The sequence below is a fragment of the Janibacter corallicola NBRC 107790 genome (assembly GCF_001570965.1).
Classification (GTDB): Bacteria; Actinomycetota; Actinomycetes; order Actinomycetales; family Dermatophilaceae; genus Janibacter; species Janibacter corallicola.
In genome coordinates this window covers 48,028-74,554 of sequence record NZ_BCSR01000002.1, presented here as the reverse complement: position 1 = coordinate 74,554, position 26,527 = coordinate 48,028, and the positions used below count along the sequence as shown (strand labels likewise).

At 72.6% G+C, this 26,527-nt stretch carries 28 protein-coding genes; 9 read left to right on the top strand and 19 right to left on the bottom strand.

What is annotated here, in order from left to right; genetic code table 11:
* Positions 1-12: 12 nt before the first annotated feature.
* Positions 13-837: an SAM-dependent methyltransferase gene (locus tag JCO01S_RS01600; RefSeq protein ID WP_068249798.1), complete on the bottom strand. Its 825-nt coding sequence runs from the start codon at positions 835-837 to the stop codon at positions 13-15.
* A 94-nt stretch (positions 838-931) separates the two neighbouring features.
* Here JCO01S_RS01600 and JCO01S_RS01595 point away from each other — a divergent pair, with 94 nt between their 5' ends.
* From JCO01S_RS01595 to JCO01S_RS01585, 3 genes are read left to right on the top strand one after another with little or no spacing between them, the layout of a single operon-like run.
* Complete coding sequence (locus tag JCO01S_RS01595) at positions 932-2,062, top strand: PLP-dependent cysteine synthase family protein (RefSeq protein WP_068249796.1); 1,131 nt, start codon at positions 932-934, stop codon at positions 2,060-2,062.
* Positions 2,059-2,589: a hypothetical protein gene (locus JCO01S_RS01590; protein ID WP_068249793.1), complete on the top strand. Its 531-nt coding sequence runs from the start codon at positions 2,059-2,061 to the stop codon at positions 2,587-2,589. The genes JCO01S_RS01595 and JCO01S_RS01590 overlap by 4 nt, the downstream gene beginning before the upstream one ends.
* A 29-nt stretch (positions 2,590-2,618) precedes the next feature.
* Positions 2,619-3,206, top strand: a complete 588-nt coding sequence (locus tag JCO01S_RS01585) for a histone deacetylase (protein WP_068249946.1) — start codon at positions 2,619-2,621, stop codon at positions 3,204-3,206.
* Positions 3,207-3,243: 37 nt separating this feature from the next.
* Here the strand turns inward: JCO01S_RS01585 and JCO01S_RS01580 are convergent, their stop codons facing one another.
* The 3 genes from JCO01S_RS01580 to JCO01S_RS01570 all read right to left on the bottom strand — a co-directional run bounded on the left by JCO01S_RS01580 (position 3,244) and on the right by JCO01S_RS01570 (position 5,045).
* Positions 3,244-3,837: a methylated-DNA--[protein]-cysteine S-methyltransferase gene (locus JCO01S_RS01580; RefSeq protein ID WP_068249791.1), complete on the bottom strand. Its 594-nt coding sequence runs from the start codon at positions 3,835-3,837 to the stop codon at positions 3,244-3,246.
* On the bottom strand, positions 3,834-4,340 hold the full coding sequence (locus JCO01S_RS01575) for an RNA polymerase sigma factor (RefSeq protein WP_084342550.1): 507 nt from the start codon (positions 4,338-4,340) through the stop codon (positions 3,834-3,836). The genes JCO01S_RS01580 and JCO01S_RS01575 overlap by 4 nt, the downstream gene beginning before the upstream one ends.
* 66 nt (positions 4,341-4,406) lie before the next feature.
* Complete coding sequence (locus JCO01S_RS01570; protein WP_068249787.1) at positions 4,407-5,045, bottom strand: hypothetical protein; 639 nt, start codon at positions 5,043-5,045, stop codon at positions 4,407-4,409.
* Positions 5,046-5,116: 71 nt separating this feature from the next.
* Between JCO01S_RS01570 and JCO01S_RS01565 the strand changes: the two genes are divergently transcribed.
* On the top strand, positions 5,117-5,869 hold the full coding sequence (locus JCO01S_RS01565) for an SDR family NAD(P)-dependent oxidoreductase (protein ID WP_068249785.1): 753 nt from the start codon (positions 5,117-5,119) through the stop codon (positions 5,867-5,869).
* 268 nt (positions 5,870-6,137) lie between these two features.
* On the opposite strand, the gene JCO01S_RS15840 is transcribed toward JCO01S_RS01565, so the two are convergent.
* From JCO01S_RS15840 to JCO01S_RS01525, 8 genes are all read right to left on the bottom strand, one after another.
* Positions 6,138-6,344, bottom strand: a complete 207-nt coding sequence (locus JCO01S_RS15840; protein ID WP_068249784.1) for a hypothetical protein — start codon at positions 6,342-6,344, stop codon at positions 6,138-6,140.
* Entirely contained in the window at positions 6,341-6,658 is a 318-nt protein-coding gene (locus JCO01S_RS01555; protein ID WP_068249783.1) for a P-loop nucleotide/nucleoside kinase family protein, read from the bottom strand. The genes JCO01S_RS15840 and JCO01S_RS01555 overlap by 4 nt, the downstream gene beginning before the upstream one ends.
* Complete coding sequence (locus JCO01S_RS01550; protein WP_068249781.1) at positions 6,655-6,909, bottom strand: HigA family addiction module antitoxin; 255 nt, start codon at positions 6,907-6,909, stop codon at positions 6,655-6,657. The genes JCO01S_RS01555 and JCO01S_RS01550 overlap by 4 nt, the downstream gene beginning before the upstream one ends.
* Before the next feature lie 39 nt (positions 6,910-6,948).
* Complete coding sequence (gene ychF, locus JCO01S_RS01545; RefSeq protein ID WP_068249779.1) at positions 6,949-8,034, bottom strand: redox-regulated ATPase YchF; 1,086 nt, start codon at positions 8,032-8,034, stop codon at positions 6,949-6,951.
* 68 nt (positions 8,035-8,102) lie between these two features.
* Positions 8,103-8,471 carry a hypothetical protein gene (locus JCO01S_RS01540; RefSeq protein WP_084342536.1) on the bottom strand — a complete coding sequence of 123 codons (369 nt, stop codon included), beginning with the start codon at positions 8,469-8,471 and terminating at the stop codon, positions 8,103-8,105.
* Between the two features lie 74 nt (positions 8,472-8,545).
* Positions 8,546-9,784, bottom strand: a complete 1,239-nt coding sequence (locus tag JCO01S_RS01535; RefSeq protein ID WP_068249775.1) for a cytochrome P450 — start codon at positions 9,782-9,784, stop codon at positions 8,546-8,548.
* Positions 9,785-9,838: 54 nt separating this feature from the next.
* Entirely contained in the window at positions 9,839-10,072 is a 234-nt protein-coding gene (locus tag JCO01S_RS01530; protein ID WP_157074431.1) for a hypothetical protein, read from the bottom strand.
* Entirely contained in the window at positions 10,069-10,626 is a 558-nt protein-coding gene (locus tag JCO01S_RS01525; protein ID WP_068249944.1) for an NUDIX domain-containing protein, read from the bottom strand. Before JCO01S_RS01525 ends, JCO01S_RS01530 begins: the two co-directional genes overlap by 4 nt.
* Positions 10,627-10,748: 122 nt before the next feature.
* Here JCO01S_RS01525 and JCO01S_RS01520 point away from each other — a divergent pair, with 122 nt between their 5' ends.
* From JCO01S_RS01520 to JCO01S_RS01510, 3 genes are read left to right on the top strand one after another with little or no spacing between them, the layout of a single operon-like run.
* The gene (locus JCO01S_RS01520) at positions 10,749-12,407 is read left to right on the top strand and encodes an HNH endonuclease signature motif containing protein (protein ID WP_169796880.1); all 1,659 of its coding nucleotides are present in this window, start codon (positions 10,749-10,751) and stop codon (positions 12,405-12,407) included.
* A 53-nt stretch (positions 12,408-12,460) separates the two neighbouring features.
* The gene (locus JCO01S_RS01515) at positions 12,461-13,669 is read left to right on the top strand and encodes a DNA recombination protein RmuC (RefSeq protein ID WP_068249768.1); all 1,209 of its coding nucleotides are present in this window, start codon (positions 12,461-12,463) and stop codon (positions 13,667-13,669) included.
* Entirely contained in the window at positions 13,666-14,241 is a 576-nt protein-coding gene (locus tag JCO01S_RS01510) for a mycothiol transferase (protein ID WP_068249765.1), read from the top strand. Before JCO01S_RS01515 ends, JCO01S_RS01510 begins: the two co-directional genes overlap by 4 nt.
* 11 nt (positions 14,242-14,252) lie before the next feature.
* On the opposite strand, the gene hutI is transcribed toward JCO01S_RS01510, so the two are convergent.
* Genes hutI through hutH form a run of 5 tightly spaced genes read right to left on the bottom strand, consistent with a single transcriptional unit; the run spans position 14,253 to position 21,464 of the window.
* A complete protein-coding gene (hutI, locus tag JCO01S_RS01505; protein WP_068249763.1) occupies positions 14,253-15,434 on the bottom strand; it encodes an imidazolonepropionase in 1,182 nt (393 codons plus the stop codon).
* Entirely contained in the window at positions 15,431-16,828 is a 1,398-nt protein-coding gene (locus tag JCO01S_RS01500; RefSeq protein ID WP_068249762.1) for a formimidoylglutamate deiminase, read from the bottom strand. Before JCO01S_RS01500 ends, hutI begins: the two co-directional genes overlap by 4 nt.
* Entirely contained in the window at positions 16,825-18,114 is a 1,290-nt protein-coding gene (locus JCO01S_RS01495; RefSeq protein ID WP_068249942.1) for an allantoate amidohydrolase, read from the bottom strand. The genes JCO01S_RS01500 and JCO01S_RS01495 overlap by 4 nt, the downstream gene beginning before the upstream one ends.
* Before the next feature lie 23 nt (positions 18,115-18,137).
* Positions 18,138-19,823 carry a urocanate hydratase gene (hutU, locus tag JCO01S_RS01490; RefSeq protein ID WP_068249760.1) on the bottom strand — a complete coding sequence of 562 codons (1,686 nt, stop codon included), beginning with the start codon at positions 19,821-19,823 and terminating at the stop codon, positions 18,138-18,140.
* Positions 19,824-19,874: 51 nt separating this feature from the next.
* The gene (gene hutH, locus JCO01S_RS01485) at positions 19,875-21,464 is read right to left on the bottom strand and encodes a histidine ammonia-lyase (RefSeq protein ID WP_068249758.1); all 1,590 of its coding nucleotides are present in this window, start codon (positions 21,462-21,464) and stop codon (positions 19,875-19,877) included.
* A 132-nt stretch (positions 21,465-21,596) separates the two neighbouring features.
* Here hutH and JCO01S_RS01480 point away from each other — a divergent pair, with 132 nt between their 5' ends.
* Positions 21,597-22,337, top strand: a complete 741-nt coding sequence (locus JCO01S_RS01480; protein ID WP_068249756.1) for an IclR family transcriptional regulator — start codon at positions 21,597-21,599, stop codon at positions 22,335-22,337.
* A 14-nt stretch (positions 22,338-22,351) separates the two neighbouring features.
* Here JCO01S_RS01480 and JCO01S_RS01475 read toward each other — a convergent pair whose 3' ends face one another.
* Positions 22,352-24,073, bottom strand: coding sequence for an AMP-binding protein (locus JCO01S_RS01475; RefSeq protein WP_068249754.1), 1,722 nt, complete (start codon positions 24,071-24,073; stop codon positions 22,352-22,354).
* A gap of 40 nt (positions 24,074-24,113) precedes the next feature.
* Positions 24,114-25,166 carry a 4-hydroxy-3-methylbut-2-enyl diphosphate reductase gene (locus tag JCO01S_RS01470; protein ID WP_068249752.1) on the bottom strand — a complete coding sequence of 351 codons (1,053 nt, stop codon included), beginning with the start codon at positions 25,164-25,166 and terminating at the stop codon, positions 24,114-24,116.
* Between the two features lie 95 nt (positions 25,167-25,261).
* On the opposite strand from JCO01S_RS01470, the gene xseA reads away from it, so the two are divergent.
* Positions 25,262-26,518, top strand: coding sequence for an exodeoxyribonuclease VII large subunit (xseA, locus tag JCO01S_RS01465; protein WP_068249750.1), 1,257 nt, complete (start codon positions 25,262-25,264; stop codon positions 26,516-26,518).
* Positions 26,519-26,527 lie beyond the last annotated feature (9 nt).

Below are 26,527 nucleotides of genomic sequence, written 5' to 3'. Positions count from 1 at the left end.
GGGTATTCCCCCTCAGGGCTTGCGGAAGTGGAAGATCCCCCACGCGAGCAGGCCACCCTCGCCGGCGTCCACCCAGTTCGCCAGGCCCTGCATCATGTGGTCCAGGAAGTCCTCGTCGGCGGCCTGCCGCAGCTCCGCCAGCCGCTCCCGGCTCTCCTGCAGGACCCGTCCGTAGTGGGTGGCGAGCTGCTCGGTGTGGTCCTCGAAGCCGACCTCCTCGAGCCCGGCCGCCTCGGCGTGCGCCCGGTAGGCCGCCGGCGACCCGAGCGAAGGGAGGTGCAGCCGGTCCAGCACCGGCCCCAACTGGTCGGCCGGTGCCCCGTCCGCGGCCATCGGGTCGGTGAAGAGCAGCTCACCGCCGGGGCGAAGCACCCGCGCCGCCTCGGCGATCGCGACCTCGCGCTCGTCGGAGTGGAGGAAGGCGTCCTGGGACCACGCCAGGTCGAAGGAGGCGTCCGCGGCCGGGACGCCGGTGTAGCTGCCCTCGACCACGGTGATCGCGCCGCTCGCACCGGCGGTCTCGTTGAGGCTGCGGGCGCGCTCGTTCTGGGTGCCGCTGACGTTGACGGCAAGGACGTCGGCGCCGAAGCGCTCGTGGAGGAAGCGGGCGGCGCCGCAGTAGCCGGAGCCGAGGTCGACGGCGCGGGCGATGCGCTCCTGCGTCACCTGCTCGGCCATCCGCTCCATCGTGCGATGGCTGGCGGCGGCGATCGACTCGCCGGGGCCCCGGTACAGCCCCAGGTGGATGTCCTGCCCACCCCAGATGCGCGAGTAGAACCAGTCCGCGCCGGGGTTGTCGTAAGTGGCGCGGGCGACGTCCTCGGAATTGGTCGGCACGATGCTCCTTCGCGGTCGGTTCCGGTCCGCCACCAGCCTAGGACCGAAGGGGGCGCGCCTCCCGGCACAATGGGGCGCGATGGAGAGGAGCCCGATGACGCGCGACCCCGCCCCCTTCGAACCCGTCGTCGCCGCGGAGGAGGACGTCGACCGCTACGACGCGGACTACCGCAGGTGGCTGGCCGATGCCATCCGAAGGGTGCGTGCCGATGCCAATCGGTCGGCTGACACCCACCTGGTGCAGGTGCCGCTGCCGACGACGTGGGGCGTGAGCCTGTACCTGAAGGACGAGTCGGTGCACCCGACGGGCTCGCTGAAGCATCGGCTGGCGCGCTCGCTCTTCCTGCACGCACTGTGCAACGGGTGGATCCGGCCCGACCGGCCGGTCATCGAGGCTTCGAGCGGATCGACGGCGGTGTCCGAGGCCTACTTCGCCTCGCTCATCGGCGTCCCCTTCTACGCGGTCATGGCGCGCTCGACGAGCCGGCAGAAGGTGGACCTCATCGAGTTCCGCGGCGGCACCTGTCACTTCGTGGACAACGCCGATCAGGTCTACGCGGTGGCGGCGCAGCTCGCCGAGGAGACCGGCGGGCACTACATGGACCAGTTCACCTACGCCGAGCAGGCCACCGACTGGCGCGGGAACAACAACATCGCCGAGTCGATCTTCCAGCAGCTGGCCATGGAGGAGCACCCCGAACCCGCGTGGATCGTCGCGACCGCCGGCACCGGTGGAACCTCGGCGACCCTCGCCCGGTACGTGCGCTACACCGGCCGGGACACCGGGATCTGCGTCGCGGACCCGGAGAACTCCGCCTTCTTCCCCGGGTGGCGCGACCACGACCCGTCGGTGACGACCTCCATCGGCTCGCGCATCGAGGGCATCGGGCGCCAGCGCGTCGAGTCCAGCTTCATCGCCGCGAGCATCGACCGGATGATGCGGGTGCCGGATGCCGCGGCCATCGCCTCGGTCCGGCTGCTCGAGTCGCTCATCGGGACCCGGGCGGGTGCCTCGACCGGCACGAGCCTCTGGGCGGCGCTGCGCATCGTCTCCGAGATGGTCGCGGCGGGTCGGCGCGGCAGCATCGTCTCGCTCATCTGCGACCCCGGCGAGCGGTACCTGGACAAGTACTACTCGCAGGAGTGGCTGCAGGAGAACGACATCGACATCGAGCCGTACGAGCGGCGGCTCGCCGAGCTCCTGGAGACCGGCCGGCTGCGATGACCGCTGTCGAGGAGCACCTCGCCGCGCTGCGGGCCGGTCGGGTGGTGCGCCTGCCGCTCTCCCCCACCCGCGTCCTGGGCCAGACGCTGCTCGTCGTGCTCGTGTGCGTCGTGGGCGCCCTCTGCGGACTGGGGCTCGTCCTCGACGGGGACGTCCGGAGTGAGCCCTCCCTCGGGCTGACCGTCCTCGGCTGGGTGCTGCTCGCGGGCGGCACCTGCGCGCTCGCTCTCTTCGCGTTCATCGCCGTGTCCCGCCTGAGGGGTCGGGAGGAGCTCATCCTCTCCCCGGACGGGCTCATCGAGGTCTCCCGGACGGGGCGGACGCTGTGGCTCCAGTGGCACGAGATCCAGACGGTGGAGGTCGTGTGGATCGGCGGCAAGTGGCCGGCCAGGGGCACCCCCTTCGTCGTGTGCCGGATGACGGGCCCGCGGACCGTGTGGCTGGGTCGCGACTACACGGTGCGCAAGAAGGCCCTCCTCGAGCTGCTCGAGTCGGCGAGGCGGTGGTACCTGGGGCTGCCGGACTGAGCGGGGACGCCGCACGCACAATGGGCGGGATGCCCCCTTCGCTGCTCTGGTACGTCAGCTACGGCTCCAACATGTCCCGGCGCCGGCTCGGCTGCTACCTCGCCGGCGGTCGACCCCCGGGGTCCGCCGTCTCCTGCGTCGGGGCCCGGGACCGCACCATGCCGGCGGCCGACCACGCGGTCACCCTGCCCGGCAGCCTGTACTTCGCCGGGGAGTCGCGGACGTGGGGTGGTGGCGTGGCCTTCTACGACCACGACTCCCCCGGCAGCACTCCCGCCCGGGCGTACCTGATCACGATCGGGCAGTTCGTCGACGTGGCCGCCCAGGAGATGCACCGCCCGCCCCGGCCGGACGACCCGTTGGAGCAGGTGCTGCGCGAGGGGCTGCCGGGTGATCGGTACGCGGCCGGGCCCGGGGAGTACGAGACGCTGATCGACGTCGGCCGCCGCGAGGGCCGTCCGATGCTGACCTTCACCGCGCCGCACGGCATGGCCGACGTACCGCACACCCGCCCGAGCCCTGCCTACCTGGCGATGCTCGCCGAGGGGCTGCGCGAGGGGCACGGCTGGGACGCGGAGCAGAGCAGCGCCTACTTCGCCCGCGTGACCGGCGGGTGACCCGGGTTCACCTCACGCGGTCGGGCAGTGCACCCGCTCAGGCCGCGTGCTCCAGCTGCAGCAACGTCGTCTTGGCCTCGGGGCCACCGATGTAGCCACCGAGGCTGCCGTCGCTGCGCAGCACCCGGTGGCAGGGCACGACCACCGGCAGCGGGTTCGTCGCGCACGCCGTACCGACGGCGCGGACCGCCTTCGGGTTGCCGACGAGCTCGGCGACCTCCGCGTAGGAGCGGGTGTGTCCGTAGCCGATGTCCGGCAGGTGTCGCTGCACGCGCTGGCGGAAGCCCGAGGACAGCGAGTGGTCCAGGGGCAGGTCGAAGGAGTGCCGGGTGCCGGCGAAGTACTCCTCCAGCTCGGCCGCGACGGCATCCAGTCGGCGGGGCGCCTCCAGCACGCGCGGGCTGATCCGTGTCGCGAGCGAGGCCAGGACCTCGTCGAAACCCTCCCGCTCGAAGGCGACACGCACCAGTCCACGCTCGGTCGTGGCCAGCAGCAGCCGCCCGACCGGGCTGTCGATCGTGCGGTGCGCGACGTCGAGCAGTCCGCTCTCGCCGGCCTGCTCGGTCAGGCGCGAGCGCAGGTCGGCCATGGCGCCGTCCTCGATCGGGAAGAGGTCGGTCGTCTCGCTCATCGGGGTGCTCCCTTCGTGCACTCTGCGGCGCTGTGGGTCCGTCGCAGGCTCTTGATGCCGTCGGCCGCCGCACGCCTCACGGCGTCCGTGCTGCCGCCGATGAGCTCGGCGGTCTCGGCGTGCGGCAGGCCGCCGAGGTAGTGGTAGGCGATCGCCAGGCGTTGCCGCTCCGGCAGGGCCGCCACCGCCGTCCAGACCCAGCGGCCGTCGTCACCGGGGTCGGCGCTCGGGCCACCCGGCGACGTGTGCGCGGGCAATCCGTCGGTGGGGATCGGTTGTCGCGCACGGGTCCTCGTGACGTCGATCGCCTTGCGGTGGGCGACCCGGACCAGCCAGGCCTCGACATTGGTCTCCTCGGGCAGCTCCGGCCAGGCCTGCAACGCGGCGAGGAAGGTCTCGGACCACGCGTCGTCGGCGTCCGGGCCGGGACCGAGGACTGCTCGGCAGACCCGCAGCACGGTCTCACCGTGCTGCTGGACGGCCTGCTCGAAAGGGCGCTTCATCGTCATCACACGGTAGACGCGCCGGAGGGGCCGGACGTGAGATCAGGTCTCAGGGGCGCACCGCCGTCACCCGGCGGTGTACATCGCCCGCGCGGTGTTGATGAGGCCCATGACCTCGCCCTCACCGAGACCGGCCACGCCCGGGACGTAGATCCACTCGTGCCGCTTGTTCCAGAAGGGTCCGTGTGCCGGCGAGATCCGGGAGCGCAGGTGCTCCGGCAGCCCCACGTTGACGTTGTGGAAGCCGGACGGGGTCAGGAGCATGACGGCCCGTCGCGTGTACCCGCTGTCGTGCTCGGCGGGCACCATCCGGTGCTCGGCCGGCCAGAAGTCCCACCACGGGATCGGGCCGACGCCCCGCAGCGTCAGGCCGGACGCGTCGAGCACCACCGGCAGGAGCTCGACCTGCGCGTAGCGGTTCAGGCTCCGACGCCACCACAGCACCAGGGCCATGAGGAGGGTCAGCATGGCAAGCGCCATGGCAAGGCCCAAGATGGTCGCCGCGGTGACCTCGACGGCGCCGGTGGCGATCACGACCACCCCGAAGGCGAGCCCACCGACGGCCACAAGAGCGATGAGCCCGACGAGGACGAGGGTGAGGCCGCGCAGCAACCGGGAGGTCCACGCGGGATGTCCGTGCAACCGCACCCTCCCCGTGGCGCGCAGCTGCTGCAGTGCGCCCTGCATCGTCACGTCCCCCGGCATCGCTGAACGATGCTACCCACGATCACGGGGTCGGCCCACGGCCACCTGCCCGCATGCCTAGGCTGAAACGCATGGATCTGAGGAACAGGGTCGCTCTCGTCACCGGCGGAGGGCGCGGCATCGGGCGGGGCATCGTGGAGGTCTTCCTCGAACAAGGCGCGCGTGTCCTCGTCGCGCAACGCTCCCCCCTCGACGCAGAGCTGGCTGCGGATGCGCGGGTGGCCCACGTCGGAGCGGACTTCTCCCGCGACACGGATTTCACGGGGGTGGTCGACAGCGCGATCGCCGCCTTCGGGCGGCTCGACATCCTGGTGAACTGCGCCGGTGTCATGGTCGAGCGCGATCCCGCCGATGCTGTGCCGGCGGAGTGGGAGCAGACGATGTCGGTCAATCTCCGTGCTCCACTGTTCCTCACTCAGGCGGCGCTGCCCCATCTCGCCGACGGCGGCAGTGTCGTGAACATCGGTTCCATCGAGGGGCTGGGCGCGAACCCCGGCCACGCTGCCTATGCGGCCTCGAAGGGCGGCCTGCACGCGATGACCCGTGCACTCGCCGTCGATCTCGGCGCACACGGGGTCCGCTGCAACGCCATTGCACCCGGGTGGATCGAGTCCGACCTGAGCGAGAAGTACGTCGCGTCGATGGACGACCCCGAGGCCGCCCGAGCGGAGCTGCACCGGCTGCACCCTGTCGGCAGGCTCGGCAGGCCCCGCGACATCGGGCAGGCGAGCGCATTCCTGGCAAGCGACCAGGCGTCCTTCATCACGGGCGAGGTCCTCGTGGTCGACGGCGGTCGCACCGCGAAGCTGCCCACGCCCGCCTGACGGGTCCAGCACCATCCGGCGGGGATCTGCGCGTTCGCACGCACCCGCTGCAGACGGAAGGGCGGCGTTCGAGCTCGCGGGCATGTACGACTCGATGGGATTCGAGGCCGGAGCGGGCGTGCTACCGACCTTCGATGCGCAACTACGCGGCCGCTCTCACCGAGTCGATGACTTCCGGTCATCCTGCTGAACGCTGAAGCGGCGAGGATCGCGTCTGCGAAAGCGGCTCTGACCGGGTCTTGGATCGGACAGCCAACCGCGTCACAAATCATCGCTGCTCGAGGAGAGCAATGAGCGTCTCCGCGATCTCGCCCGGAGCATGAGCAGATGTGTCGAGCTCCAGGACCTCGTCCGACCACGCGGCGTACTCGGCGCGACGGCGCTGCACGTCTGCCCAGGTCGGCTCACCAACCAGGACAAGGCCACGATCCCTGCTGCTGAGCCGCCGCTCGTGCTCCTGCACATCGGAGATCACGAGGTCACGAAGTCGATGTGCGCGCCGGTCCGGGCGGCCGCAGTTCGCCAGGTCTGCCGCGCCTCCTCGCTGTCGTTGACAGCATCGACGACGACATCGTGAGCGAGCCGCAGGTTCTGCTCCGCCATCGCACGCGCCGCCTCGTACGCCGCGACGCCGACCTGCCACCCGGGAGGTAGACCACAGGCAAGGATCGCCTCCTCGACCGCGTCGATGGAGAGGTGGACGGACCCCGTCTGCGCAGCGACGGCCTCAGCGATGCTCGTCTTCCCGACCCCGGGGAGGCCGGAGACGACGATGAGTTGACCGGTCACGCGACCTGCAAGGGCTTGATCGCGTCGATCTGCTCCCCGGCCCGGTCCTGGGCGCGGTCGAGGTCGTAGTGGCTCGGCAGATTGATCCAGAACTCCGCCGACGTGCCGAAGTACTTCGCGAGCCGCAAAGCGGTGTCCGCCGTGATTCCGCGCTTGCCGTGCACGATCTCGTCGATCCGCCGGGGCGGGACGCCGATCGACACGGCGAGCTCGTGCTGGGTGATGCCGAATCCCCCGATGCTTGTAGTCAACGATCTCCACCTCCTTCGGTCCGGCGAGCGTCAATAACGCTAGACGTTGAACCGGAACTCCACCACGTCACCATCGACCATGACGTAGTCCTTGCCCTCCATGCGCACCTTGCCGGCGGCCTTGGCCTCGTTCATCGACCCCAGCCGGTCCAGGTCATCGAAGGAGACGACCTCGGCCTTGATGAAGCCCCGCTCGAAGTCGGTGTGGATCACGCCGGCCGCCTTGGGGGCGGTGTCGCCGCGGTGGATCGTCCACGCCCGCGACTCCTTCGGTCCGGCGGTCAGATAGGTCTGCAGCCCCAGGGTGTTGAAGCCCTTGCGCGCCAACTGGTCCAGCCCCGGCTCGTCGATGCCGACGCCCTCGAGCAGCTCCCGGGCGTCCTCGTCGTCGAGCTCGGCGACCTCCGACTCCAGCTTGGCGTTGAGGAAGATCGCCTCGGCCGGCTCCACGAGCGCCTGCCACTTGGCCTGCAGCTCGGTGTCGGTCAGCTGGCCCTCGTCGACGTTGAAGACGTAGAGGAAGGGCTTGGTCGTGAGCAGCCCGAGCTGTCGTGCGATCTCCATGTCGACCCCGCCGGCGGCCCCCTTCGCAAAAAGCGTGTCGCCGGCCTCGAGCACCTCACGGGCGGCGACCGCGGTGTCGAGGACGGACTTGTCCGTCTTCTTGCCCTTGACCTCCTTGTCGAGCCGCGGGATCGCGGACTCGAGGGTCTGCAGGTCGGCGAGCACGAGCTCGGTGTTGATCGTCTCCATGTCGGAGGCGGGGTCGATCCGTCCGTCGACGTGGGTGACGTCGTCGTCCTCGAAGGCGCGCACCACCTGGCAGATCGCGTCAGCCTCGCGGATGTTGGCGAGGAACTTGTTCCCCAGCCCCTCCCCTTCGCTGGCGCCGCGCACGATCCCGGCGATGTCGACGAAGGAGACGGTGGCGGGCAGGATCTTCTCGCTGGCGAAGATCTCCGCGAGCCGCCCGAGGCGGGGATCCGGCAGCGGAACGACACCGACATTGGGCTCGATGGTCGCGAAGGGGTAGTTCGCGGCGAGGACGGTGTTCTTGGTCAGGGCGTTGAACATCGTCGACTTGCCGACGTTGGGGAGACCGACGATTCCGATGGTGAGTGCCACGGGATCGGGAGTCTACCGCCGGAGCGAAGGGGGCGACGAACCGCCCGAGGGCCGGCCGGGGAGCCGGGTCAGGACGCGACGCCGAGCTGCGCTCGCAGACTGGCCACGTCGTCCTTGTTGATGCCGAGGCCGAGGGAGACGATCCGCTTGTTCGTCGGCACGTGCCGCAACGTCTTGCCGTCGATGACCAGGTCCTGCGGCGAGGTGACCGGGTAGCGCTTGAGGACCATGCCCAGCGGGTTGCGCAGCTGCACCTCCTCCGGAGTGATCCGCACCATCGGGTTGACGAGGGTGAGGATCCCCAGCACGGTCAGCACCGCCCCTGCGGCGAGCGAGATCCACGCCTGGGTGAGCACCGACGTGGCCATGAGGAGGATGCCGACGACGAGCCCGGCAACGGCCATGGCCCGGCTGTACCTGATGTCCAACGACTGCATGCGCCGCATGCTACCCAGCGCGGGCACCTCCGGAGCGCGTCACGAAGGGGGCGAATCGGCCCTGCGCCGACCGGTCACCTGCTCACCTCCCGGATGACGAAGCCGGACCGCGGCAGGGCGGGCATCCGGCGCAGGTCGACGGTGAGGTCCTGGGCGGGCACGCGGTAGTGCATGCGCCGGGTGAGCTGGCGCACCGCCTCCTCCATGAGCGCGATGGTCGCCGGCTCACCGGGGCAACGGTGGTCGTCCTCGTAGCGTCCGCCGCCCTGCGGCACGAGCGACTCGGGATGGCCGGTCCGTCCGCGGAAGCGCTCCGGCACGAAGGCCTCGGGATCTTCCCAGGCGCGGGGGTCGTGGTTGGTCCCGTAGAGGTCCAGGAGCACCCAGTCCCCCGCCGCGAAGGGGTGCCCGTACCACTCGAAGGCCTCGCGGGCCCGTCCTCCGATGACGGGGAAGAAGGGATAGCGCCGGCGCACCTCCTGGACGAAGGGGCGCAGGTCGGTCTCGTCACCCGACGCGAGCTGCTCCCGCCAGCGAGGGTGACGCAGCAGCGCGAGCGCGGCGAAGACGACGAACCGGCTGACCGCCACGACGGGTCGCAGGACGTTGAGCAGCTCGACCGCTGCGGTGTCCGGCTCCAGCCGCTCCCCGCCGAGGTCCTCGTGGTCGGCGAGGACGCGCAGGAAGCTGCCCTCAGGAGGAAGGAGATCCCCCGCGCGCACCCGGGAGACCAGGTCCGCGGCCCAGGTCTCGGTCCGGCGACGGGCCAGCTGCGCGGCCCAGTTCGCCGGGCCGAAGCTGCCCGCCCTGCTCACCATCCCCGCGAGCTCGCGGGTCCGGCGCGTGGCGTCCAGCTCGTCCGCCGGGATGCCGCACCACGACGCGCCGGTCCGGGTGAGCACCTCGGTCATCTCCTCGTGCAGCACCACCTCGTCCGCGACCTGCCACCGGCTCAGGGCCTGGGACCACTCGTGCGCGAACACCTCCGGCAGGCGCGCGGCGGCGGGGCCCTGCAGAGAGTCCAGGAACATCCCCTTGCGCTGCCGGTGGTCCTCGTCGTGGAGCGTCTGGACGCTCCCCTCGTCCTGGAGCAGGTGGACGACTGTCGGGGGCATCGCGCCGGCGCGGGTGAAGCGGCCACCGCCGTAGAACCTCGCGGCCGCCTCCGCACCGCGCAGGCAGGTCACCGGGCGCCCGACCAACCGGGTCCGGAAACCGTCGGTCCCGAGCCGGTCGCACCGCCGGGAGATGAAGGTGTAGCCCTCCCGGAGGAAGCCGATCGTGCTGTCGGCACCGGGCAGCGCGGGAAGCATGGGTCTCCCTTCGTCGGGGTCGTGTCCCAGCCGTCTACCCGCCTGCGACCCCGGTCAACCGCGCCCGGCCGCCACCCAGCGCAGCAGCAGGATCCGCAGCACCCACCAGATCACGACGAAGAGCACGAGCAGCCCGATCAGCCGCCACCAGTGCCCGCCGTCGACCGCGAGCACGAGGACGTAGCAGAGGCACACGATCACGGGGATCGACGCGACGATCAGGACCATGTCCTTGACCGTCTCCCGCCCCCACATCTGGAAGAGCGACGGCGGTGGCGTGCGGCTCATGCCCCACGCCCGGCAGAGTTCTCCAGGTAGGCGACCTGCTCCCGGTGGCCCATCGCGACCTCGCTGATCATCCGTGCGGTGTACGGCGCGACGTTCGCGTCGATGGTCTCGGCGTCGGCCCAGTGGACGGACCGGATCTCCCGCGGCTCGAAGGTCATCTCCTCGACGAGTGCCTCGGGTGCGTGGCCGAGGTCGAAGAGGCACAGGAGGGCGTCGTCCCAGCCCCGGTAGGGCGGCAGCCAGTTGACGGCGAGCAGCCTCCCGACGGTGACCTCGATGCCGAGCTCCTCGCGGATCTCGCGCGCGACGCAGTCGGCGGGCGACTCCCCGGGGTCGACGACGCCGCCGGGCAGGTCCCACGCCTGCTTGTAGGTCAGTCGGCACAGCAGCACCCGGTCCCCGTCCGTGCGCAGCAGGCCCTGGGCGATGATCCGCTTCTTCGGCAGTCGGGAGTTGAGCACCTTGTTGAAGGCCAGTCGGCCGCGCTCGGTGCCGAGATCCGGTGCTGCGGTGACCTCCTTGACCTCGTCCTCGGTCGGCTCCTGCGGGGTCATGCCACCGAGGCTACCCGGCGCGTCCGACACCGCTGACCCCTTGGTCTCGGACGGGTGCGTTGTCGGTGCCGACCACCACCATGGGTACACGTGTTCGAAAAGTCATGAGAGGGGTGGTGACCATGACGGTCACCGACATCGACACCGGAGCGCCGGGAGCGGGGAGCACCCGGCAGGAGGGGGACGAAGGGGGCCCGCCCGCCCCCGAGACCACGAGGGGCCCGTTGGCTATCGCGAAGGGACTGTTCCGGGACACCCGGGAGGACGCCCTGACGGACGCGGTCGCGCTGGACGACGCGGGCCTCGAGGAGATGTTGGTCGCGACCGAGGCCGCGCGTCGGTCCGCCGACGCCCTCGAGCTGGCCCTCGTGGCGGAGGTCGGTCGCCGCGGTGAGGAACGCGGGCCCGACGGGTTCTACCGCGACGTGCGCCTCGAGGCGGGACGGGTGGCCGAGATGGCTCCGGACACGGTCGCGCTGGCCATCGGTGTCCGGCCGAACGAGGCCACGCGGCGGTGCGAGCTGGCGGCCCGCGCTGCGACCGACCTCGCCGACGTCGCGACGCTCATGGCCGAGGGGCAGGTGTGCCGGCGGGCGCTGGAGCAGGTCCATCGGCACACCCGGGACACCGACCCGGGGACGACGGCGGCGATCGTCGCCCACCTGCTCGCCGAGCGGCGCGGGCGCCCCGGCTCGACCCGGATCGCCGAGATGGAGCCGCACGAGGTCGCCAAGACCTGTCGCCGGCTCGTCACCCGCCTCGAGCCGGAGCTGATCCGGCAGCGGGCGGAGGCCAACCGCAGGGAACGGCTCGACGTGCGCACCGAGCCGGGAGCCATCGGCACGAGCGAGCTCTCGGCCACCCTGCCGACGGAGATCGGGGCCGCGCTGAAGTCGGCCGTGGACGAGGCCGCCCGGCTGCGCCGCGAGACGGATCCGGACCTGCCCGTCGGCACCGCCCGTGCCCTCGGTCTGGCCGACCTGGCCCTGCGGGGTGTCGAGGTCCGGGCCGAGGTGCGGCTGGGCATCCCGGTCATCGCCTCGGCGGCCTCGCGGCTGACCTTCGCCCCCGCGGGTGGGGACGAGTGCCGCTGCCACGGCCGGAGCAGTCCCACCTCCCGGATCGTCTTCGGTTCGAGGGCCGACGCGGTGGAGGTGCTTGCCGAGGAGTGGCTCCCCGGTGTCACCTCCCAGGCACTGGGCCTGCTGGGGCCGGAGGGCCCGGCCGCGTGGATGTCGGGGACGATGATCCCGGGCGTCGGCTTCGTCCCGCCGGACGTCGTCGCCGCCATCACGAGCCGGCTCGACACCCGGGTCTCCCGGGCCCTGCTCGACGCCCGCACGGGCACCCTGCTGGAGACGCGCAGCCCGCGGTACGCGGTCCCGACGGCGCAGCGGGACTTCGTCGCGGCGCGCGACGGCACCTGCCGGATGTGGGGCTGCGACCGGCCGGTGCACACCACGCGCCTGGGGTGGAAGGCGGACGTGGACCACGCGACCCCGTGGCCCGCGGGCGAGACGAGCCCGGCCAACCTCTCCGCCCTCTGCCGGCACCACCACCGGGTGAAGCACTCCGGCCGCTGGAGCCACCGCCTCGCCGAGGACGGCAGGACCGAGTGGGTGACCCCGGGCGGGACGGTCGCCTTCACCTTCCCGGTGCACTCGGTGGCCGATGACGGAGGGGGCGGCGCTCCCCCTTCGTCCCCGCCCGTGGGGACCAACGCTTCGTCCCCACTGGTGGGGACGACGGCCGGGTCCCTGCCCGAGGAGCCGCCCTTCTGACCGGCACCCGCAGAGGTCCCGGCGTTGTCGGTGCCTGGTGATTGGCTGACGACATGGACATCACGACCCTGTTGACCGGCCTGGTGCTCGGCGCCCTCGTCGGGGCGCTCGTGGCCTCCCTGGCGACCCGTGCCCGCGTCGTGGGCCTCACGGCCCAGCGAGACGGCCTGCGCGAGCGCGTGACCGACCTCGAGGCGAGCCTCGCCGATGACGCGGAGACCGCCGCGGCGCTGGCCCCGATGGGTGAGACGCTGCGCCGGGTCTCGCGGACGGTCGAGCAGCTGGAGCGGGACCGGGTGGGCCAGTTCGCCACCGTGCGCGATGCCCTGGGTCGGGTCGAGCAGACGACGACCCGGGTGGGGCACGAGGCGGCCTCGCTGGCCTCCTCCCTGCGCGTCTCCTCGGTCCGCGGGGCCTGGGGCGAGGTCCAGCTGCGCCGCGTGCTCGAGGTCTCGGGTCTGCTGGCGCGCTGCGACTTCGAGGAGCAGGCGAAGGGGGTCACCGCCGCGGGCCGGGACGTGCGCCCGGACGTCGTGGTCCACCTGCCCGGGGACAAGCACCTGGTGATCGACGCCAAGGCGCCGATGAGCCACTGGTTGCAGGCCCAGGCGGAGGACATCGACCCCGAGGAGCAGGCCCGCCTCCTCGAGGGCCACGCCGCCTCGCTGCGCGGCCACGTCGCCACGCTGGCGGGCAAGGCGTACTGGAGCGCCTTCGACCCCTCACCGGAGATGGTCGTGTGCTTCGTCCCCTCCGACGCGACCCTGGCAGCGGCGCTGTCGCAGGCGCCGGGGCTGCACGAGGAGGCGATGGCGAGCAAGGTCGTCCTCGCCTCGCCGAGCACGCTGCTCGCGCTGCTGCGCACGGTCGCCTTCACCTGGCAGCAGGACGCCGTCACTCGCGACGCCCGCGAGCTGTTGGCCATCGGCCGGGAGCTCTACACCCGCCTCGGCACGCTGGGTGAGCACGCCACCCGGATGGGTCGGTCGCTGCAGCGCTCGGTCGAGGACTACAACCGGCTCGTCGGCTCGCTCGAGTCGCGGGTGCTCGTCAGCGCCCGCCGGATGGGTGAGATCGGGCTGAGCACCGACCCCATCGACGAGGTCCCACCCGTGACCGTGACCTCTCGGCCGCTGACGGCGCCGGAGCTGCTGGACGCGGTGGCCGCCGACGACGCCCGCCCGGAGCTCGACCTCGGGCTGGCGCACGCGGACGAGCAGGAGGAGGGTGGTCGCAGGACACGCTCGGAGGAGGCCTCATGACCGACGAACCCGACAGCCCCGACTGGGAGTCGCCGCTGACGGGCACCGACGCCGAGCAGGTCGTCGCCGCGCTCGACCGCCAGCGCTCGACCTTCCGGTGGAAGACCGACGGCCTCGATCGCGAGGGCCTCACCCAGCGCATCGGCGCCTCGTCCCTCACCCTGGGTGGCCTGCTCAACCACCTCGCCTTCGTCGAGGACCTCTACTCCGGCCACGAGCTCTCGGGTACCGAGGTGGACGCTCGATGGCACAGCCTCCAGCAGGAGGGCGGGTGGACGGCGCACTTCAGCCCGGACGCGACGCCGGAGGAGCTCTATGCCCTCTACGACGGTGCAGTGACCCGCTCACGCGAGCGCATCGCCGACGCGCTCGAGCGCGGTGACCTCGATCAGGCCACGCACATGGGCATCCCCGAGGTGGGCCAAGCCAACCTGCGCCGGCTCCTGCTCGACCTCCTCGAGGAGTACGGACGCCACACGGGGCACGCCGACCTCCTGCGTGAGGCGGTCGACGGCCGCGTCGGCGAGGACCCGGATCCCACGTGGGTCACGCCCTGGGACCGGGGAGGGTGAGCGCCCCGCCCTCAGACCTCCAGCGCCCTGGCGATCGGCACACCCGCGCGGTAGCTGAGGTGCAGGTGGTTCGGCGCGTCGAGCACCGTCAGGTCCGCCCGGGCGCCGACCTCGATCCGGCCGATGTCTTCGCGCCGCAGCGCACGCGCACCACCTCGTGTCGCGGCGAGCACCGCCTCCGTCGGCGTCATGCCCATCTCCCGGACCGCGAGCGCGATGACGAAGGGCATCGAGGAGGAGAAGCAGGTCCCCGGGTTGCAATCGCTCGCGAGCGCCACCGAGACCCCGGCGTCGAGGAGGGCACGCGCGTCCGGGTACGGCGACTTCGTCGAGAACTCCACGCCCGGCAGCAGCGTCGCCGTCGTCGTGGCCGCACTGTCGACGAGCGCGTCGACGTCATCGGCGGAGAGGTACGTGCAGTGGTCCACGCTCGCAGCGCCCAGCTCGCAGGCGAGCGCCACCCCCGGGCCGTGATCGATCTGATTCCCGTGCACCCGCAGCTCCAGACCCGCCCCGCGCCCGGCCTCGAGCACCCGGCGGGACTCCTCGCCGGTGAAGGCGTGCGGTGAGTTCGGCTCGCAGAAGACATCGACCCACCGCGCATGGGGCGCGCACTCGCGCAGCATCTCGCCGGTGACGAGGTCGACGTACCCGGCGCGGTCCTCGCGCATCTCCGGCGGCACGAAGTGCGCCCCGAGGAAGGTGACCTCCTCGGTGACCTCCGCGGCCAGCCGCAGCGCGCGGGCCTCGTGCGCGACGGAGAGGCCGTAGCCGGACTTCACCTCGACCGTCGTCGTGCCCTGGGCGCGCATCTCGGCGATGTGGGTCGCCAGGCCCTCGCGCAGCTGCTCGTCGCTGGCCGCGCGGGTCGCCTCGACGGTCACCCCGATGCCGCCGCCGTCGTAGCGCTCCCCGGCCATCCGGGCGGCGAACTCCGCGGACCGGTCCCCCGCGAAGACGAGGTGGGCGTGGCTGTCGACGAAACCGGGCAGCACGCACCGCCCCCCGACGTCGAGCACCTCGTCCGCGGCGGGCGCCGAGCCCTGCGGGCCGACCCAGGCGATGGTCGACGGCCCGTCGTCGGCGGGCCGGTCGACGACGACGGCGTGGTCGGTGCGGGCGCCGGCGCCCCCTTCGCCCGTGCCGTCGCAGGTGAGCAGCTCGCCGATGCCGGTGACGAGGGTGCTGGTCATGAGGGGTTCCTTCCGTGATCGGGCGTGGTGGCACCGTCCCACGGGCGAAGGGCGCCCGTCAGGAGCTCGCCGACGTCGCCGAGGCGGTGCCGCCCGTCGGTGACGACCTGCGCGCCGCCGACGACGACATCGGTCACGTCGGCCGCTGCGGCGGCCAGCGGCAGCTGCTCGAGCAGGGTGCCCGCGGTGCGCACGCTGTCGGTCCGCACCGCGACGAGGTCCGCGGGCCGGCCGACCTCGAGCCGGCCACCGTCCCAGCCGAGGGAGGCATACCCCTCCTCGGTGGCGGCGGCGAGCAGCTCGGCCGGGGTGAAGCGCCCGCGGGAGAGGGTGCGCAGGCGCTCCCCGCCCTCGAGCCGCTGCATCTCCGCGAAGGGATCGAGCACCACGTGCTGGTCCGATCCGAGGCACAGCCGACCGCCCGCGTCGTGCAGCTCGCGTGCCGGGCCGATGCCGTCGCCGAGGTCGGCCTCGGTGCTCGGGCAGAAGGCCGCGAAGGCGCCCGCCCCACCGAGCGCCGCGATGTCCTGGCCGGTCAGGTGCGTGGCGTGCACCGCGGTGAAGCGCCCGTCCACGACCCCGTTGCGGCGCAACAGCTCCACCGGCGTGCAGCCGTGCGCGGCGCGGGTCGCGTCGACCTCGCCGACCTGCTCGCTGACGTGGGCGTGCAGCACGTCGATGCCGCAGTCGTCCAGGCTTGCCCGGACCTGCGCCAGCTCCGCCTCCGGCACCGCCCGCACCGAGTGCACGGCGGCACCGGTCCGCGCGAGCGACGTGTCGACGGGCGAGGCGAAGGCGCGCTCCGCCCAGGCCTGGAGCGACCCGTCGGAGTAGCGCTGCTGCACCCGGTCCAGCGGCGCGTGGCCGTCGGCGTCGAGACCACCTGCGAGGTAGAGGGTGTCCAGCAGCGTCAGCCGGATCCCCGCCTCGGCGGCCGCCGTGACGACCGCCTCGCGCATCGCGTCCCACTCGTACGGTCTGCCGTCCGGGCGGTGGTGCACGTAGTGGAACTCCCCGACGACCGTGAAGCCCGCCAGAACCATCTCCGCGAAGGCCGCGCGCGCCAGGTCGAGGTAGTTCTCCGGGGTCACCGTCGCGGCGACCCGGTACATCCGCTCGCGCCAGGTCCAGAAGCTGCCGCCGTCACCGTGGGTGCGCCCGCGCAGCGCCCGGTGGAAGGCGTGGCTGTGCGCATTCGCCAGCCCGGGCAGGACGAGCCCGCCGAGCCGGATGTCCGCTGCGGCAGGGGATGTGCCGGTCTCGACGGCGGCGATCCGCCCGTCCTCGGTCGTGATCCGCACGTCGGCGGCGACCCCCTCCGGGAGCCGGGCGAAGGGGGCGTGCCAGCTCCCCGACGACGTGGGACCGGCGGGGCGGCCTGCTGCCGCGGTCATGCCTTCCCCTTCGTCACGAGGTCCTCGAGCACCGCGGTCAGGGCCTCGACGCCGGTGAGGCAGTCGGCCTCCTCGGCGTGCTCGGCAGGGCTGTGCGAGACCCCGGTCGGGTTGCGCACGAAGAGCATCGCGGCCGGCACCCCGGCGGTCGCGAGCACGCCCGCGTCGTGGCCGGCACCGGTGGAGAGCAGCGGCACGGTGCCGCTCCCGCCACCTGCACCACTGCGCAGCGCGCCGTGCACCCTCGCGGTCAGGTCGTCGGTGAGGGGGGTCGGGCCCGTCCAGGACTGCTCGGCGAGCGTGCCGCCGAGGTCGGTGACACGCCCCTCGACCTGCGCGACCGTCCGCCGTACCTCCGACTCCTCGGGGCCGCGGGCATCGAGCCAGAGCCGCACGTGGCTGGGGACGGCGTTGATCCCGTTCGGGGTGACCTCCACCCGGCCGACGGTCGCGACGCAGCCGTGGGCGCGGGCGGCCTCGCGCACCGCGAGGGTGACCTCGGCGGCGAGCAGCATCGCGTCGCTGCGGTCCTCGAGCGCGGTCGTGCCGGCGTGGTTCGCCACGCCGGGCAGGTCGATCCGCCACCGGCCGTGCGGGTGGATCGCGGTGCCGACGGCGACGGCGCCACCCCAGGCGTCCTCCCCGCGTGGGGCCTCGCGCGCGGAGCCGTCCAGACGCAGCCGGGCGAGCCGTTCGGCGTCGCCGAGGGCCTGCCCCTGCTCGACGTGCAGCTCGACGTATGCGCCGACCCGTCGCAGCGCCTCGGGGTCGGCGCCGTAGGCCCCGGGGTCACGGCCGGTCGACCGGAACGCCTCGGCCATCGAGACCCCGTCGCCGTCGGTCAGCGCGAGCGCCCGCTCCGCCGTCATCGCCCCGGTGAGCACCCGGGATCCGGCGCAGGCGACGCCGAAGCGCGCCCCCTCCTCGTCGACGAAGTTCGCCACCGCCAGCGGGCGGGTGGGGCGGACCCCCTTCGCCCGCAGGGCATCGAGCGCCGCGAAGCCGGAGACCACGCCGAGCGGGCCGTCGAAGGCACCCCCGTCGGGCACGGAGTCCAGGTGGCTGCCGGTGACGACGCCGCCCTCCCCCGTCTCCCGGACGTGGGCGTCGGGGTCACCCCACCAGGCCCACTGGTTGCCGACCCGGTCCTCGACCAGGTCCAGCCCGCGGGCGGCCGCCTCGCCCGCGAACCACTCCCGCAGCGTCGCGTCCTCGGCGGTCCACGCGTAGCGGCGGTAGCCACCGGTCTCCCCGTGGCGGCCGACCCCGGAGAGGTCACGCCACATCGATGCGAAGGGGGTCACTCGCCTCACTCCTGCCCGTCGCGGACCTTCGCCGGCATCGGCACCCGAACGCCCCGCTCGGCGGCGACCTCGGCGGCCCGCGAGTAGCCGGCGTCGACGTGGCGCAGCACGCCCATGCCCGGGTCGTTGGTGAGCAGTCGCTCCAGCTTCTGCGCAGCCAGGTCGGTACCGTCGGCGACGCCCACCTGGCCGGCGTGGATGGAGCGGCCCATGCCCACGCCGCCGCCGTGGTGGATCGAGACCCAGGTCGCGCCGGAGCTGGTCGAGGTGAGGGCGTTGAGCAGCGGCCAGTCGGCGATCGCGTCCGACCCGTCGAGCATCCCCTCGGTCTCCCGGTAGGGGCTGGCGACGGAGCCGGAGTCCAGGTGGTCGCGGCCGATGACGATCGGGGCCTTGACCCGCCCGTCGCGGACGAGCTCGTTGAAGAGCAGCCCCGCCCGGTGCCGCTCGCCGTAGCCGAGCCAGCAGATCCGCGCGGGCAGCCCCTCGAACTCGACGAACTCGCCTGCGGCGTCGAGCCACCGGTGCAGGTGCTCGTTCTCCGGGAAGAGTTCCTTGAGGGCCTCGTCGGTCACCCGGATGTCCTCCGGGTCCCCCGACAGGGCCACCCAGCGGAAGGGGCCGAGGCCCTCGCAGAAGAGGGGGCGGATGTAGGCCGGGACGAAACCGGGGAAGGCGAAGGCGCGGCCGTAGCCCGCGTGCCGGGCCTCGTCGCGGATGCTGTTGCCGTAGTCGAAGACCTCGGCGCCCTCGTCCTGGAACTCGACCATCGCCTGCACCTGGGCGGCCATCGACTCCCGGGCCTTCTTCGTGAAGCCGTCGGGGTCCCCCTCGGCCTCCTGCTGCCAGTCCTCGAGCGGGATCTCGCCCGGCAGGTAGCTCAGCGGGTCGTGGGCGCTCGTCTGGTCGGTGACGACGTCGACCTCGATCTCGCCGGCGCGGTGGCGGCGCAGCAGCTCGGGGAAGACGCTCGCGGCATTGCCGACGAGGCCGACCGAGAGGGCCCGGCGCTCCCGCTTCGCGGCGGTGACGCGGGCGATCGCCTCGTCCAGGTCCTCGGTGACCTCGTCGAGGTAGCGCTTCGCGGCGCGCCGCTCCAGGCGGGCCCGGTCCACGTCGACGATGAGGACCGCCCCGCCGTTGAGGGTGACGGCGAGCGGCTGGGCGCCACCCATGCCGCCGCAGCCACCGGTGATCGTCAGGGTGCCGGCGAGGGTGCCGCCGAAGCGCTTGCGGGCGACCGCGGCGAAGGTCTCGTACGTGCCCTGCAGGATCCCCTGGGTGGCGATGTAGATCCACGAGCCGGCCGTCATCTGGCCGTACATCATCAGCCCCTCGGCCTCGAGGCGGCGGAACTCGGGCCAGGTCGCCCAGTCGCCGACGAGGTTGGAGTTGGCGAGCAGCACCCGCGGCGCCCACTCGTGGGTGCGCAGGACGCCGACCGGCTTGCCGGACTGGACGAGCAGCGTCTCGTCCGGCTCGAGGTCCTGCAGCGTCCGGGTGATGGCGTCGAAGGCGGCCCAGGAGCGGGCCGCGCGACCGGTGCCGCCGTAGACGACGAGGTCATCGGGGCGCTCGGCGACCTCGGGGTCGAGGTTGTTCATGAGCATGCGCAGCGGCGCCTCGGTCTGCCAGCTCTTCGCGGTGATCTCGGTGCCGCGCGGTGCGCGGACGGGACGTGCGCCTTCCATGGTGTTCCACTTCCTTGTGATCGCGGGGTGTCTCTTGTCCGTGCCCGGGGGTTACTCCAGCCGGCCGGTGACGGTCTCGGCGGCGCTCACCACCGTTCCCTCGGTGACGGCGGTGACCGCCCCCTCGATGTCGGGGGCGAGGAAGCGGTCGGGCCCGGGCGCCGTGGCCCCGGCCTCGTCCGTCGCCTCACCGGCCGCATCGATCGCCGCGATGACCGCGGCGGTGGCCGGTGCCGGCTCGAGCGGGGCGCGCAGCCGGACCCCCCTGGCGGCGGTGAGCAGCTCGATGCCCAGGACACGGGTCAGCCCGTCGACACCACGACGCAGCTTGCGCGCGGCGGCCCAGCCCATCGAGACGTGGTCCTCCTGCATCGCGCTGCTCGGGATGGAGTCGGCGCTGGCAGGGGCGGCGAGGCGCTTGAGCTCGGAGACGATCCCCGCCGCGGTGTACTGGGCGATCATCAGCCCGGAGTCGGTGCCGGGGTCACTGGCGAGGAAAGGGGGAAGACCATTCGAGCGCTTGGCGTCGAGGAAGCGATCGGTGCGCCGTTCGCTCATGCTCGCGACGTCGGCGAGGACGACGGCCAGGAAGTCGAGCACGTAGGCCACCGGCGCCCCGTGGAAGTTGCCGTTGGACTCCACCCGACCGTCGAGCGTGACCACCGGGTTGTCGATGGCCGCGGCGAGCTCCCACCCGGCGACGCGGGCGGCATGGTCGAGGGTGTCCCGGGCCCCACCGTGCACCTGCGGCGAGCAGCGAAGGGAGTAGGCGTCCTGCACCCGCGTGCAGGCCTCCGGGTCCCGGTGGCTGTCCCGGATCGGGCTGCCGGAGATGACCTTCCGCATGTTCTGCGCCGCAGCGGACTGGCCCGGGTGCGGGCGCAGCGCCTGCAGGTCGGCGGCGAAGACGTCGTCGGTGCCGAGCAGGCCCTCCACGCTCATCGCCGCGGCGACGTCGGCGGTGACGAGCAGCCGGCGCAGGTCGTGGACGGCGAGGCACAGCATGCCGAGCATGCCGTCGGTGCCGTTGATGAGGGCCAGACCCTCCTTCTCCTCCAGCTGCACAGGGGCCAGGCCGGCGGCGGCGAGGGCGGCGGCGGACTCCCCCTTCGTCCCGGTGGCGTCGCGGACCACGCCCTCGCCCATGAGGACCAGCGCGCAGTGGCTGAGCGGGGCCAGGTCGCCGGAGCAGCCGAGCGAGCCGTACTCGTGCACGACCGGGGTGATCCGCTCGCCCAGCAGCGCGAGGTAGAGGCGCAGGGTCTGCTCGCGGATGCCGGTCCGGCCGGTCGCGAGGGTCTGGATGCGCAGCAGCATCAGCGCACGCACGACCTCCTCCTCGACCTCCGGCCCGCTGCCGGCGGCGTGGCTGCGCACCAGCGAGCGCTGCAGGCGGGTCCGCTTCTCGGTGGGGATGTGGGTCGTGGCGAGGGCACCGAAGCCCGTGGAGACGCCGTAGTGGGCGACGGTGTCCTCCGCGAGCCCGTCGATGATCGCGCGGGACTCGCGGACCCGCCCCCACGCGGCGTCGCTGATCGAGACCGGCGCGTGGTGACGCGCGACGGCGACGACCTGCTCGACGGTCAGCGGCTGGTCGCCGAGGGTGACGGCGGTGGTGCTGGTGTCGGTCTGGGTGCTCATGACCCCATGCAACCGGCTGCGTCACCCCTGCGGGAGAGCCCTCGCAGCGTTAGTGTCTGGGATACGAGACGGACTCGGTTGCTGAGGTGCAAGGAGCTCTGCGACGAGCCTCGAAGCACGAAGGGGAGTGCCATGGCCAATGCCACCGCCGCCGGGCACGCCCTGCGCGCCCTGACCCACCTGGCCAGCCGGGCCGAGCCGGTACCGGCGGCCCACCTCGCCCGCGAGCTCGGCCTGCCGCGCAGCTCGACCTACCACCTGCTCGCGGTCCTGGTCGAGCACGGCTACGTCGTGCACTACCCGGAGGACCACGCCTTCGGCCTCGGCACCGCCGTCCACGAGCTCGGTGCCGGCTACCAGCGCCAGGACCCGCTGACCCGGCTCGCCCGCCCGCACGTGGAGCGCCTCGTGGACTCCACCACCCACAACGCGCACCTGGCAGTGCTCTCCGGGCGGGACGTCCTCTACGTCATCGAGGAGCGGGCGGCCGGGCGCCCTTCGCTCGTGACCGATGTCGGGGTGCGCCTGCCGGCGAGCCTCACGGCGAGCGGGCTGGCGCTGCTCGCGGCCCTCTCACGCCGGCAGGTGACGGCGCTGCACCCCTCCGCGTCGGTGCTCCCGCCGGGGGGCCCGCGGACGCCGTCCGCACTCCGGCGCGAGCTCGTGGACGTGCGGGCACGGGGCTTCGCCGTGGAGGAGGGCAGCATCTCCCCCGAGCTGTCCTCGGTCGCCGCGGCCGTCCTGGACCGGGACCAGCACCCGGTCGCCTCCGTCGCCGTCACCTACCGCCACGACGACGTCGGCGAGGCGGAGCGCACCGGCATCGAGGAGGCCGTGCGCGCCACCGCGCGGGCGATCGGGGCCCGGCTGTGACGAGGGCCCGTCTCTCAGCCCTTGATCTCGGGGAACATGTCGTCACGCCACTCGGTGCCGTCCCCGTAGGAGGCGACGTCGCCGCGGCCGGCGGCCAGGCCCTCCTCGCGCTCGCGCAGCTCGACCCGGCGGATCTTGCCCGAGATGGTCTTCGGCAGCTCGGCGAACTCGAGGCGGCGCACCCGCAGCCACGGCGAGAGGCTCTGGCGGGCGTGGCGCAGGATCTCCTTGGCCGTCTCCTCGCTCGGCTCGTACCCGGGAGCGAGCATCACGTAGGCCTTCGGCACGGTCAGCCGCACCTCGTCCGGGGCCGGCACGACCGCGGCCTCCGCGACGGCGGGGTGCTCGATGAGCGCCGACTCCACCTCGAAGGGCGAGACCTTGTAGTCGCTGGACTTGAAGACGTCGTCGGTCCGGCCGATGTAGGTGATGTAGCCGTTCTCGTCCCGCTCGGCGACGTCACCGGTGTGGTAGACGCCCCCGGCCATCGCCTCGTCGTTGCGCTCCGGGTCGCCGAGGTAGCCGGTCATCAGGGGCATCGGGGCGTTCGTGAGGTCGATGCAGACCTCACCCTCGCCCACACCGTCGACCCGCTGGCCCGACACCGGCTCCACGAGGACGACGGGGACGCCGGGCAGCGGCTTGCCCATCGACCCGGGGTGCAGCTCCGACCCGGGCGGGTTGCCGACGGAGGCCGTGGTCTCGGTCTGGCCGTACCCGTCACGCAGCTCCATGCCCCACAGCTCGCGAACCTTGTCGATGACCTCGGGGTTCAGCGGCTCGCCGGCGCCGACGACCTCGCGCAGCGTGCCCGGCCCGGCCGAGAGGTCGGCGTTGATGAGCATCCGCCACACCGTCGGGGGCGCGCAGAAGGTGGTCACCGAGCGCTCCCGGATCTGCTCGAGCAGGGAGGGCGGGTCGAAGCGGGAGTAGTTGTAGATGAAGATCGTCGCCTCGGCGATCCACGGCGCGAAGAAGCAGGACCACGCGTGCTTCGCCCAGCCGGGGCTGGAGATGTTCAGGTGCACGTCGCCCGGTCGCAGCCCGATCCAGTACATCGTCGACATGTGCCCCACCGGGTAGGAGACCTGGGTGTGCTCGACGAGCTTCGGGCGCGAGGTCGTCCCCGAGGTGAAGTAGTACAGCAGCGGGTCCGAGGGCGCGGTGCCCGGGTGCTCGGCCGGTGGCACGTCGCGGTCCTGGGCCTCCCGCAGGTCGCTCCAGCCCTCCGCCGGCCCGACGCTGATCCGGCCGTAGTCCCCCGACACGTCGGCGAAGGTGGGCGCGTCCGCGGCATTGGCGATGACGAAGCGCGCGCCGCTGCGAGAGATCCGGTCCTGCAGGTCCGAGCCGCCCACGGCCGTCGTCGTCGGCACGATGATCGCCCCGAGCTTCATCAGGCCGAGCATCGTCTCCCAGAGCTCGACCTGGTTGCCGAGCATGAGCACGACCGGGTCCCCCTTCGCGACCCCCCGGCCGGCGAGCCAGGCGGCGACGCGGTCCGAGCGCGCCGCCATCTGGTCGAAGCTGATCTCCTGGGAGGAGCCGTCCTCCTCGCGCACGATCAGGGCGGGGCGCTCGGTCCCCCGCGCGATGGCGTCGAACCAGTCGATCGCCCAGTTGAAGCGCCCGCCGAACTCCGGGAAGGAGAAGGTCTCCCGGGCGCGGTCGGGCTCGCCCCGGAGGTCGAGGAGCTGGTCGCGTGCGGTGCGGTAGGTCTCGGTGGCTGCGTCCATGACCTCAACGTGTCACGGATCACTTCCGGGCGCCAGAGGCTCAGTGCAGCTGGCCGGCGTCCGTGGTCGAACCCGCGTCGTGCTTCATCTTGTCGCTCATCCCGGCGGCCTTGAGGTCCTTGCGCAGCTCGTTCGGCAACGCGAAGAGCAGGCTCTCCTCGGCGGCCGTGATCGGGTGGACGTCCTCGAACCCTCGCTCGGCGAGGTAGTCGAGCACGCCGCGCACGAGGATCTCCGGCACGGAGGCGCCGGAGGTGACCCCGACGGTGCGGACCCCCTCGAGCCAGGTGTCGTCGATCTCGTCGGCGTAGTCCACGAGGTGCCCGTCGCGGGCACCGTGCTCGATCGCGACCTCGACCAGCCGCACGGAGTTGGAGGAGTTGCGCGAGCCGACGACGAGCATCAGGTCGCAGTCGGTGGCCATCTGCTTCACGGCGGTCTGCCGGTTCTGCGTCGCGTAGCAGATGTCGTCGCTCGGCGGGCTCTGCAGGTTGGGGAAGCGCTCCTTGAGCCGGCGCACCGTCTCCATCGTCTCGTCGACCGAGAGGGTGGTCTGGGAGAGCCAGACGACCTTGTCCGGGTCACGCACCTCGACGTTGTCCACGTCGTCGGGGCCCTCGACGAGGGTGATGTTCTCGGGTGCCTCGCCGGAGGTGCCGACGACTTCCTCGTGCCCCTCGTGGCCGATGAGCAGGATGTCGTAGTCGTCGGAGGCGAAGCGCACCGCCTCACGGTGGACCTTCGTCACCAGCGGGCAGGTGGCGTCGATGGTCTTCAGCGTGCGGGCCTTGGCCTCGTCGTGGACGACGGGCGCGACGCCGTGGGCGGAGAAGACGACGGTGGCACCCTCGGGCACCTGGTCGGTCTCCTCGACGAAGATCGCGCCCCGCTTCTCCAGCGTGGAGACGACGTGCTTGTTGTGCACGATCTGCTTGCGGACGTACACCGGCGGACCGTAGAGCTCGAGTGCCCTCTCGACGGCGACCACGGCCCGGTCCACACCGGCGCAGTACCCGCGGGGGGCGGCCAGCAGCACCCGCTTGGCGTCCTGCCTGGCCTCGGTGTCGGGGGTGGAGGTCGTACTGGTGGTCATGCCCTCCATCGTAGGCGAGAGGGCCGCGGAAACCCATGTCCGCTCGAGTACCGCCGCGGGCCGGCTCGTCCCCGTCCCGCCCTACGATGACGGGCATGAGCGTGCCCCTGCCGGAGAAGGCCGCCGAGACCACCGCCGAGGCGCCGTGGCCGGTCCGCGTGCTGAGCATGAAGATCGCCGAGTACGTCGAGAGGATGTCGGTCACCTGGGTCGAGGGCCAGGTGGTCCAGCTCAACGTCCGTCCCGGCGCCCGCACCGCCTACCTCACGCTGCGCGACCCGGACGTGAACATGTCCCTCTCCTGCTCCATCCGGGTCACCGCCCTCGACGCGATGCCGAGCCCCCTCACCCAGGGCGCGCGGGTCGTCGTGCAGGCCAAGCCGGACTACTGGACCCAGCGTGGCTCGCTGATGATGGACCTGCGCCAGATCCGCCCCGTCGGGGTGGGCGAGCTGCTGGCCCGGATCGAGTACCTGAAGCAGCACCTGCGCTCCGAGGGGCTCTTCGAGGCCTCCCGCAAGCGGGTTCCCCCCTTCCTCCCCCGACGGGTGGGGTTGGTCTGCGGTCGCGGCAGCGCCGCCGAGCGCGACGTGGTCGAGAACGCCCGGCGCCGCTGGCCTGGCCTGCCCTTCGACATCCGCCAGGTCGCGGTGCAGGGGAGCAACGCCGTCTCGGAGGTCTCCGGTGCCGTCGCGGCCCTGGACTCGGTCGAGGACGTCGACGTCATCGTCGTCACCCGCGGCGGCGGGTCGGTGGAGGACCTGCTGCCCTTCAGCAACGAGACGATGGTCCGGGCGGTGGCGAATGCGCGGACCCCCGTGGTCAGCGCCGTCGGGCACGACGTGGACACCCCGCTGCTGGACCTCGTCGCCGACGTGCGTGCCTCCACCCCCACCGATGCGGCCAAGCTCATCTGCCCCGATGCCGCCGCCGAGCGGGCCACGATCGTCGAAGGGAGGTCCCGCCTGCGCGCGAACCTCACCCAGCGCCTGGCGCGGGAGCGAAGGGGGCTGCGCGAGCTCACGTCGCGCCCGGTGCTGGCGGACCGGACCGCCTTCGTGCGGGCCCAGCGCGAGGCCGTCACGTCGCTGCGGCGCCGGGCCCGACACCACGTCGGGGCCCGGCTGCAGCGCGAGCAGGACCGGGTGGGGCACCTACGGGCCCAGGCCCGGGTGCTCTCCCCCGTCTCGACGCTGGAGCGCGGCTACGCGATCGTGCAGCACCCCGACGGTGAGGTGGTCTCCGAGCGCGGCGACGTGGCCGTGCACGACCTGCTGCGGGTGACCGTCGCCGACGGGGACTTCGCGGTGCGGGTCTCCGACGGGCAGGACGGGCGTCCGGACGCCGACTAGGGTGTGCGC

Bases quoted from the DNA above. Each gene is read 5' to 3' on its own strand.
- JCO01S_RS01500 (WP_068249762.1), bottom strand. From the start codon at position 16,828: ATGACCGCGGCAGCAGGCCGCCCCGCCGGTCCCACGTCGTCGGGGAGC.
- hutI (WP_068249763.1), bottom strand. From the start codon at position 15,434: ATGACCAGCACCCTCGTCACCGGCATCGGCGAGCTGCTCACCTGCGAC.
- JCO01S_RS01575 (WP_084342550.1), bottom strand. From the start codon at position 4,340: ATGAAGCGCCCTTTCGAGCAGGCCGTCCAGCAGCACGGTGAGACCGTG.
- JCO01S_RS01585 (WP_068249946.1), top strand. From the start codon at position 2,619: ATGCCCCCTTCGCTGCTCTGGTACGTCAGCTACGGCTCCAACATGTCC.
- JCO01S_RS01580 (WP_068249791.1), bottom strand. From the start codon at position 3,837: ATGAGCGAGACGACCGACCTCTTCCCGATCGAGGACGGCGCCATGGCC.
- hutU (WP_068249760.1), bottom strand. From the start codon at position 19,823: ATGGAAGGCGCACGTCCCGTCCGCGCACCGCGCGGCACCGAGATCACC.
- JCO01S_RS01540 (WP_084342536.1), bottom strand. From the start codon at position 8,471: ATGCAGTCGTTGGACATCAGGTACAGCCGGGCCATGGCCGTTGCCGGG.
- JCO01S_RS01475 (WP_068249754.1), bottom strand. From the start codon at position 24,073: ATGGACGCAGCCACCGAGACCTACCGCACCGCACGCGACCAGCTCCTC.
- JCO01S_RS01515 (WP_068249768.1), top strand. From the start codon at position 12,461: ATGGACATCACGACCCTGTTGACCGGCCTGGTGCTCGGCGCCCTCGTC.
- JCO01S_RS01530 (WP_157074431.1), bottom strand. From the start codon at position 10,072: ATGAGCCGCACGCCACCGCCGTCGCTCTTCCAGATGTGGGGGCGGGAG.
- JCO01S_RS01535 (WP_068249775.1), bottom strand. From the start codon at position 9,784: ATGCTTCCCGCGCTGCCCGGTGCCGACAGCACGATCGGCTTCCTCCGG.
- JCO01S_RS01495 (WP_068249942.1), bottom strand. From the start codon at position 18,114: ATGTGGCGTGACCTCTCCGGGGTCGGCCGCCACGGGGAGACCGGTGGC.
- JCO01S_RS01520 (WP_169796880.1), top strand. From the start codon at position 10,749: ATGACGGTCACCGACATCGACACCGGAGCGCCGGGAGCGGGGAGCACC.
- JCO01S_RS01590 (WP_068249793.1), top strand. From the start codon at position 2,059: ATGACCGCTGTCGAGGAGCACCTCGCCGCGCTGCGGGCCGGTCGGGTG.
- JCO01S_RS01480 (WP_068249756.1), top strand. From the start codon at position 21,597: ATGGCCAATGCCACCGCCGCCGGGCACGCCCTGCGCGCCCTGACCCAC.
- xseA (WP_068249750.1), top strand. From the start codon at position 25,262: ATGAGCGTGCCCCTGCCGGAGAAGGCCGCCGAGACCACCGCCGAGGCG.
- JCO01S_RS01570 (WP_068249787.1), bottom strand. From the start codon at position 5,045: ATGCCGGGGGACGTGACGATGCAGGGCGCACTGCAGCAGCTGCGCGCC.
- hutH (WP_068249758.1), bottom strand. From the start codon at position 21,464: ATGAGCACCCAGACCGACACCAGCACCACCGCCGTCACCCTCGGCGAC.
- JCO01S_RS01565 (WP_068249785.1), top strand. From the start codon at position 5,117: ATGGATCTGAGGAACAGGGTCGCTCTCGTCACCGGCGGAGGGCGCGGC.
- JCO01S_RS01510 (WP_068249765.1), top strand. From the start codon at position 13,666: ATGACCGACGAACCCGACAGCCCCGACTGGGAGTCGCCGCTGACGGGC.
- JCO01S_RS01595 (WP_068249796.1), top strand. From the start codon at position 932: ATGACGCGCGACCCCGCCCCCTTCGAACCCGTCGTCGCCGCGGAGGAG.
- JCO01S_RS01525 (WP_068249944.1), bottom strand. From the start codon at position 10,626: ATGACCCCGCAGGAGCCGACCGAGGACGAGGTCAAGGAGGTCACCGCA.
- JCO01S_RS01470 (WP_068249752.1), bottom strand. From the start codon at position 25,166: ATGACCACCAGTACGACCTCCACCCCCGACACCGAGGCCAGGCAGGAC.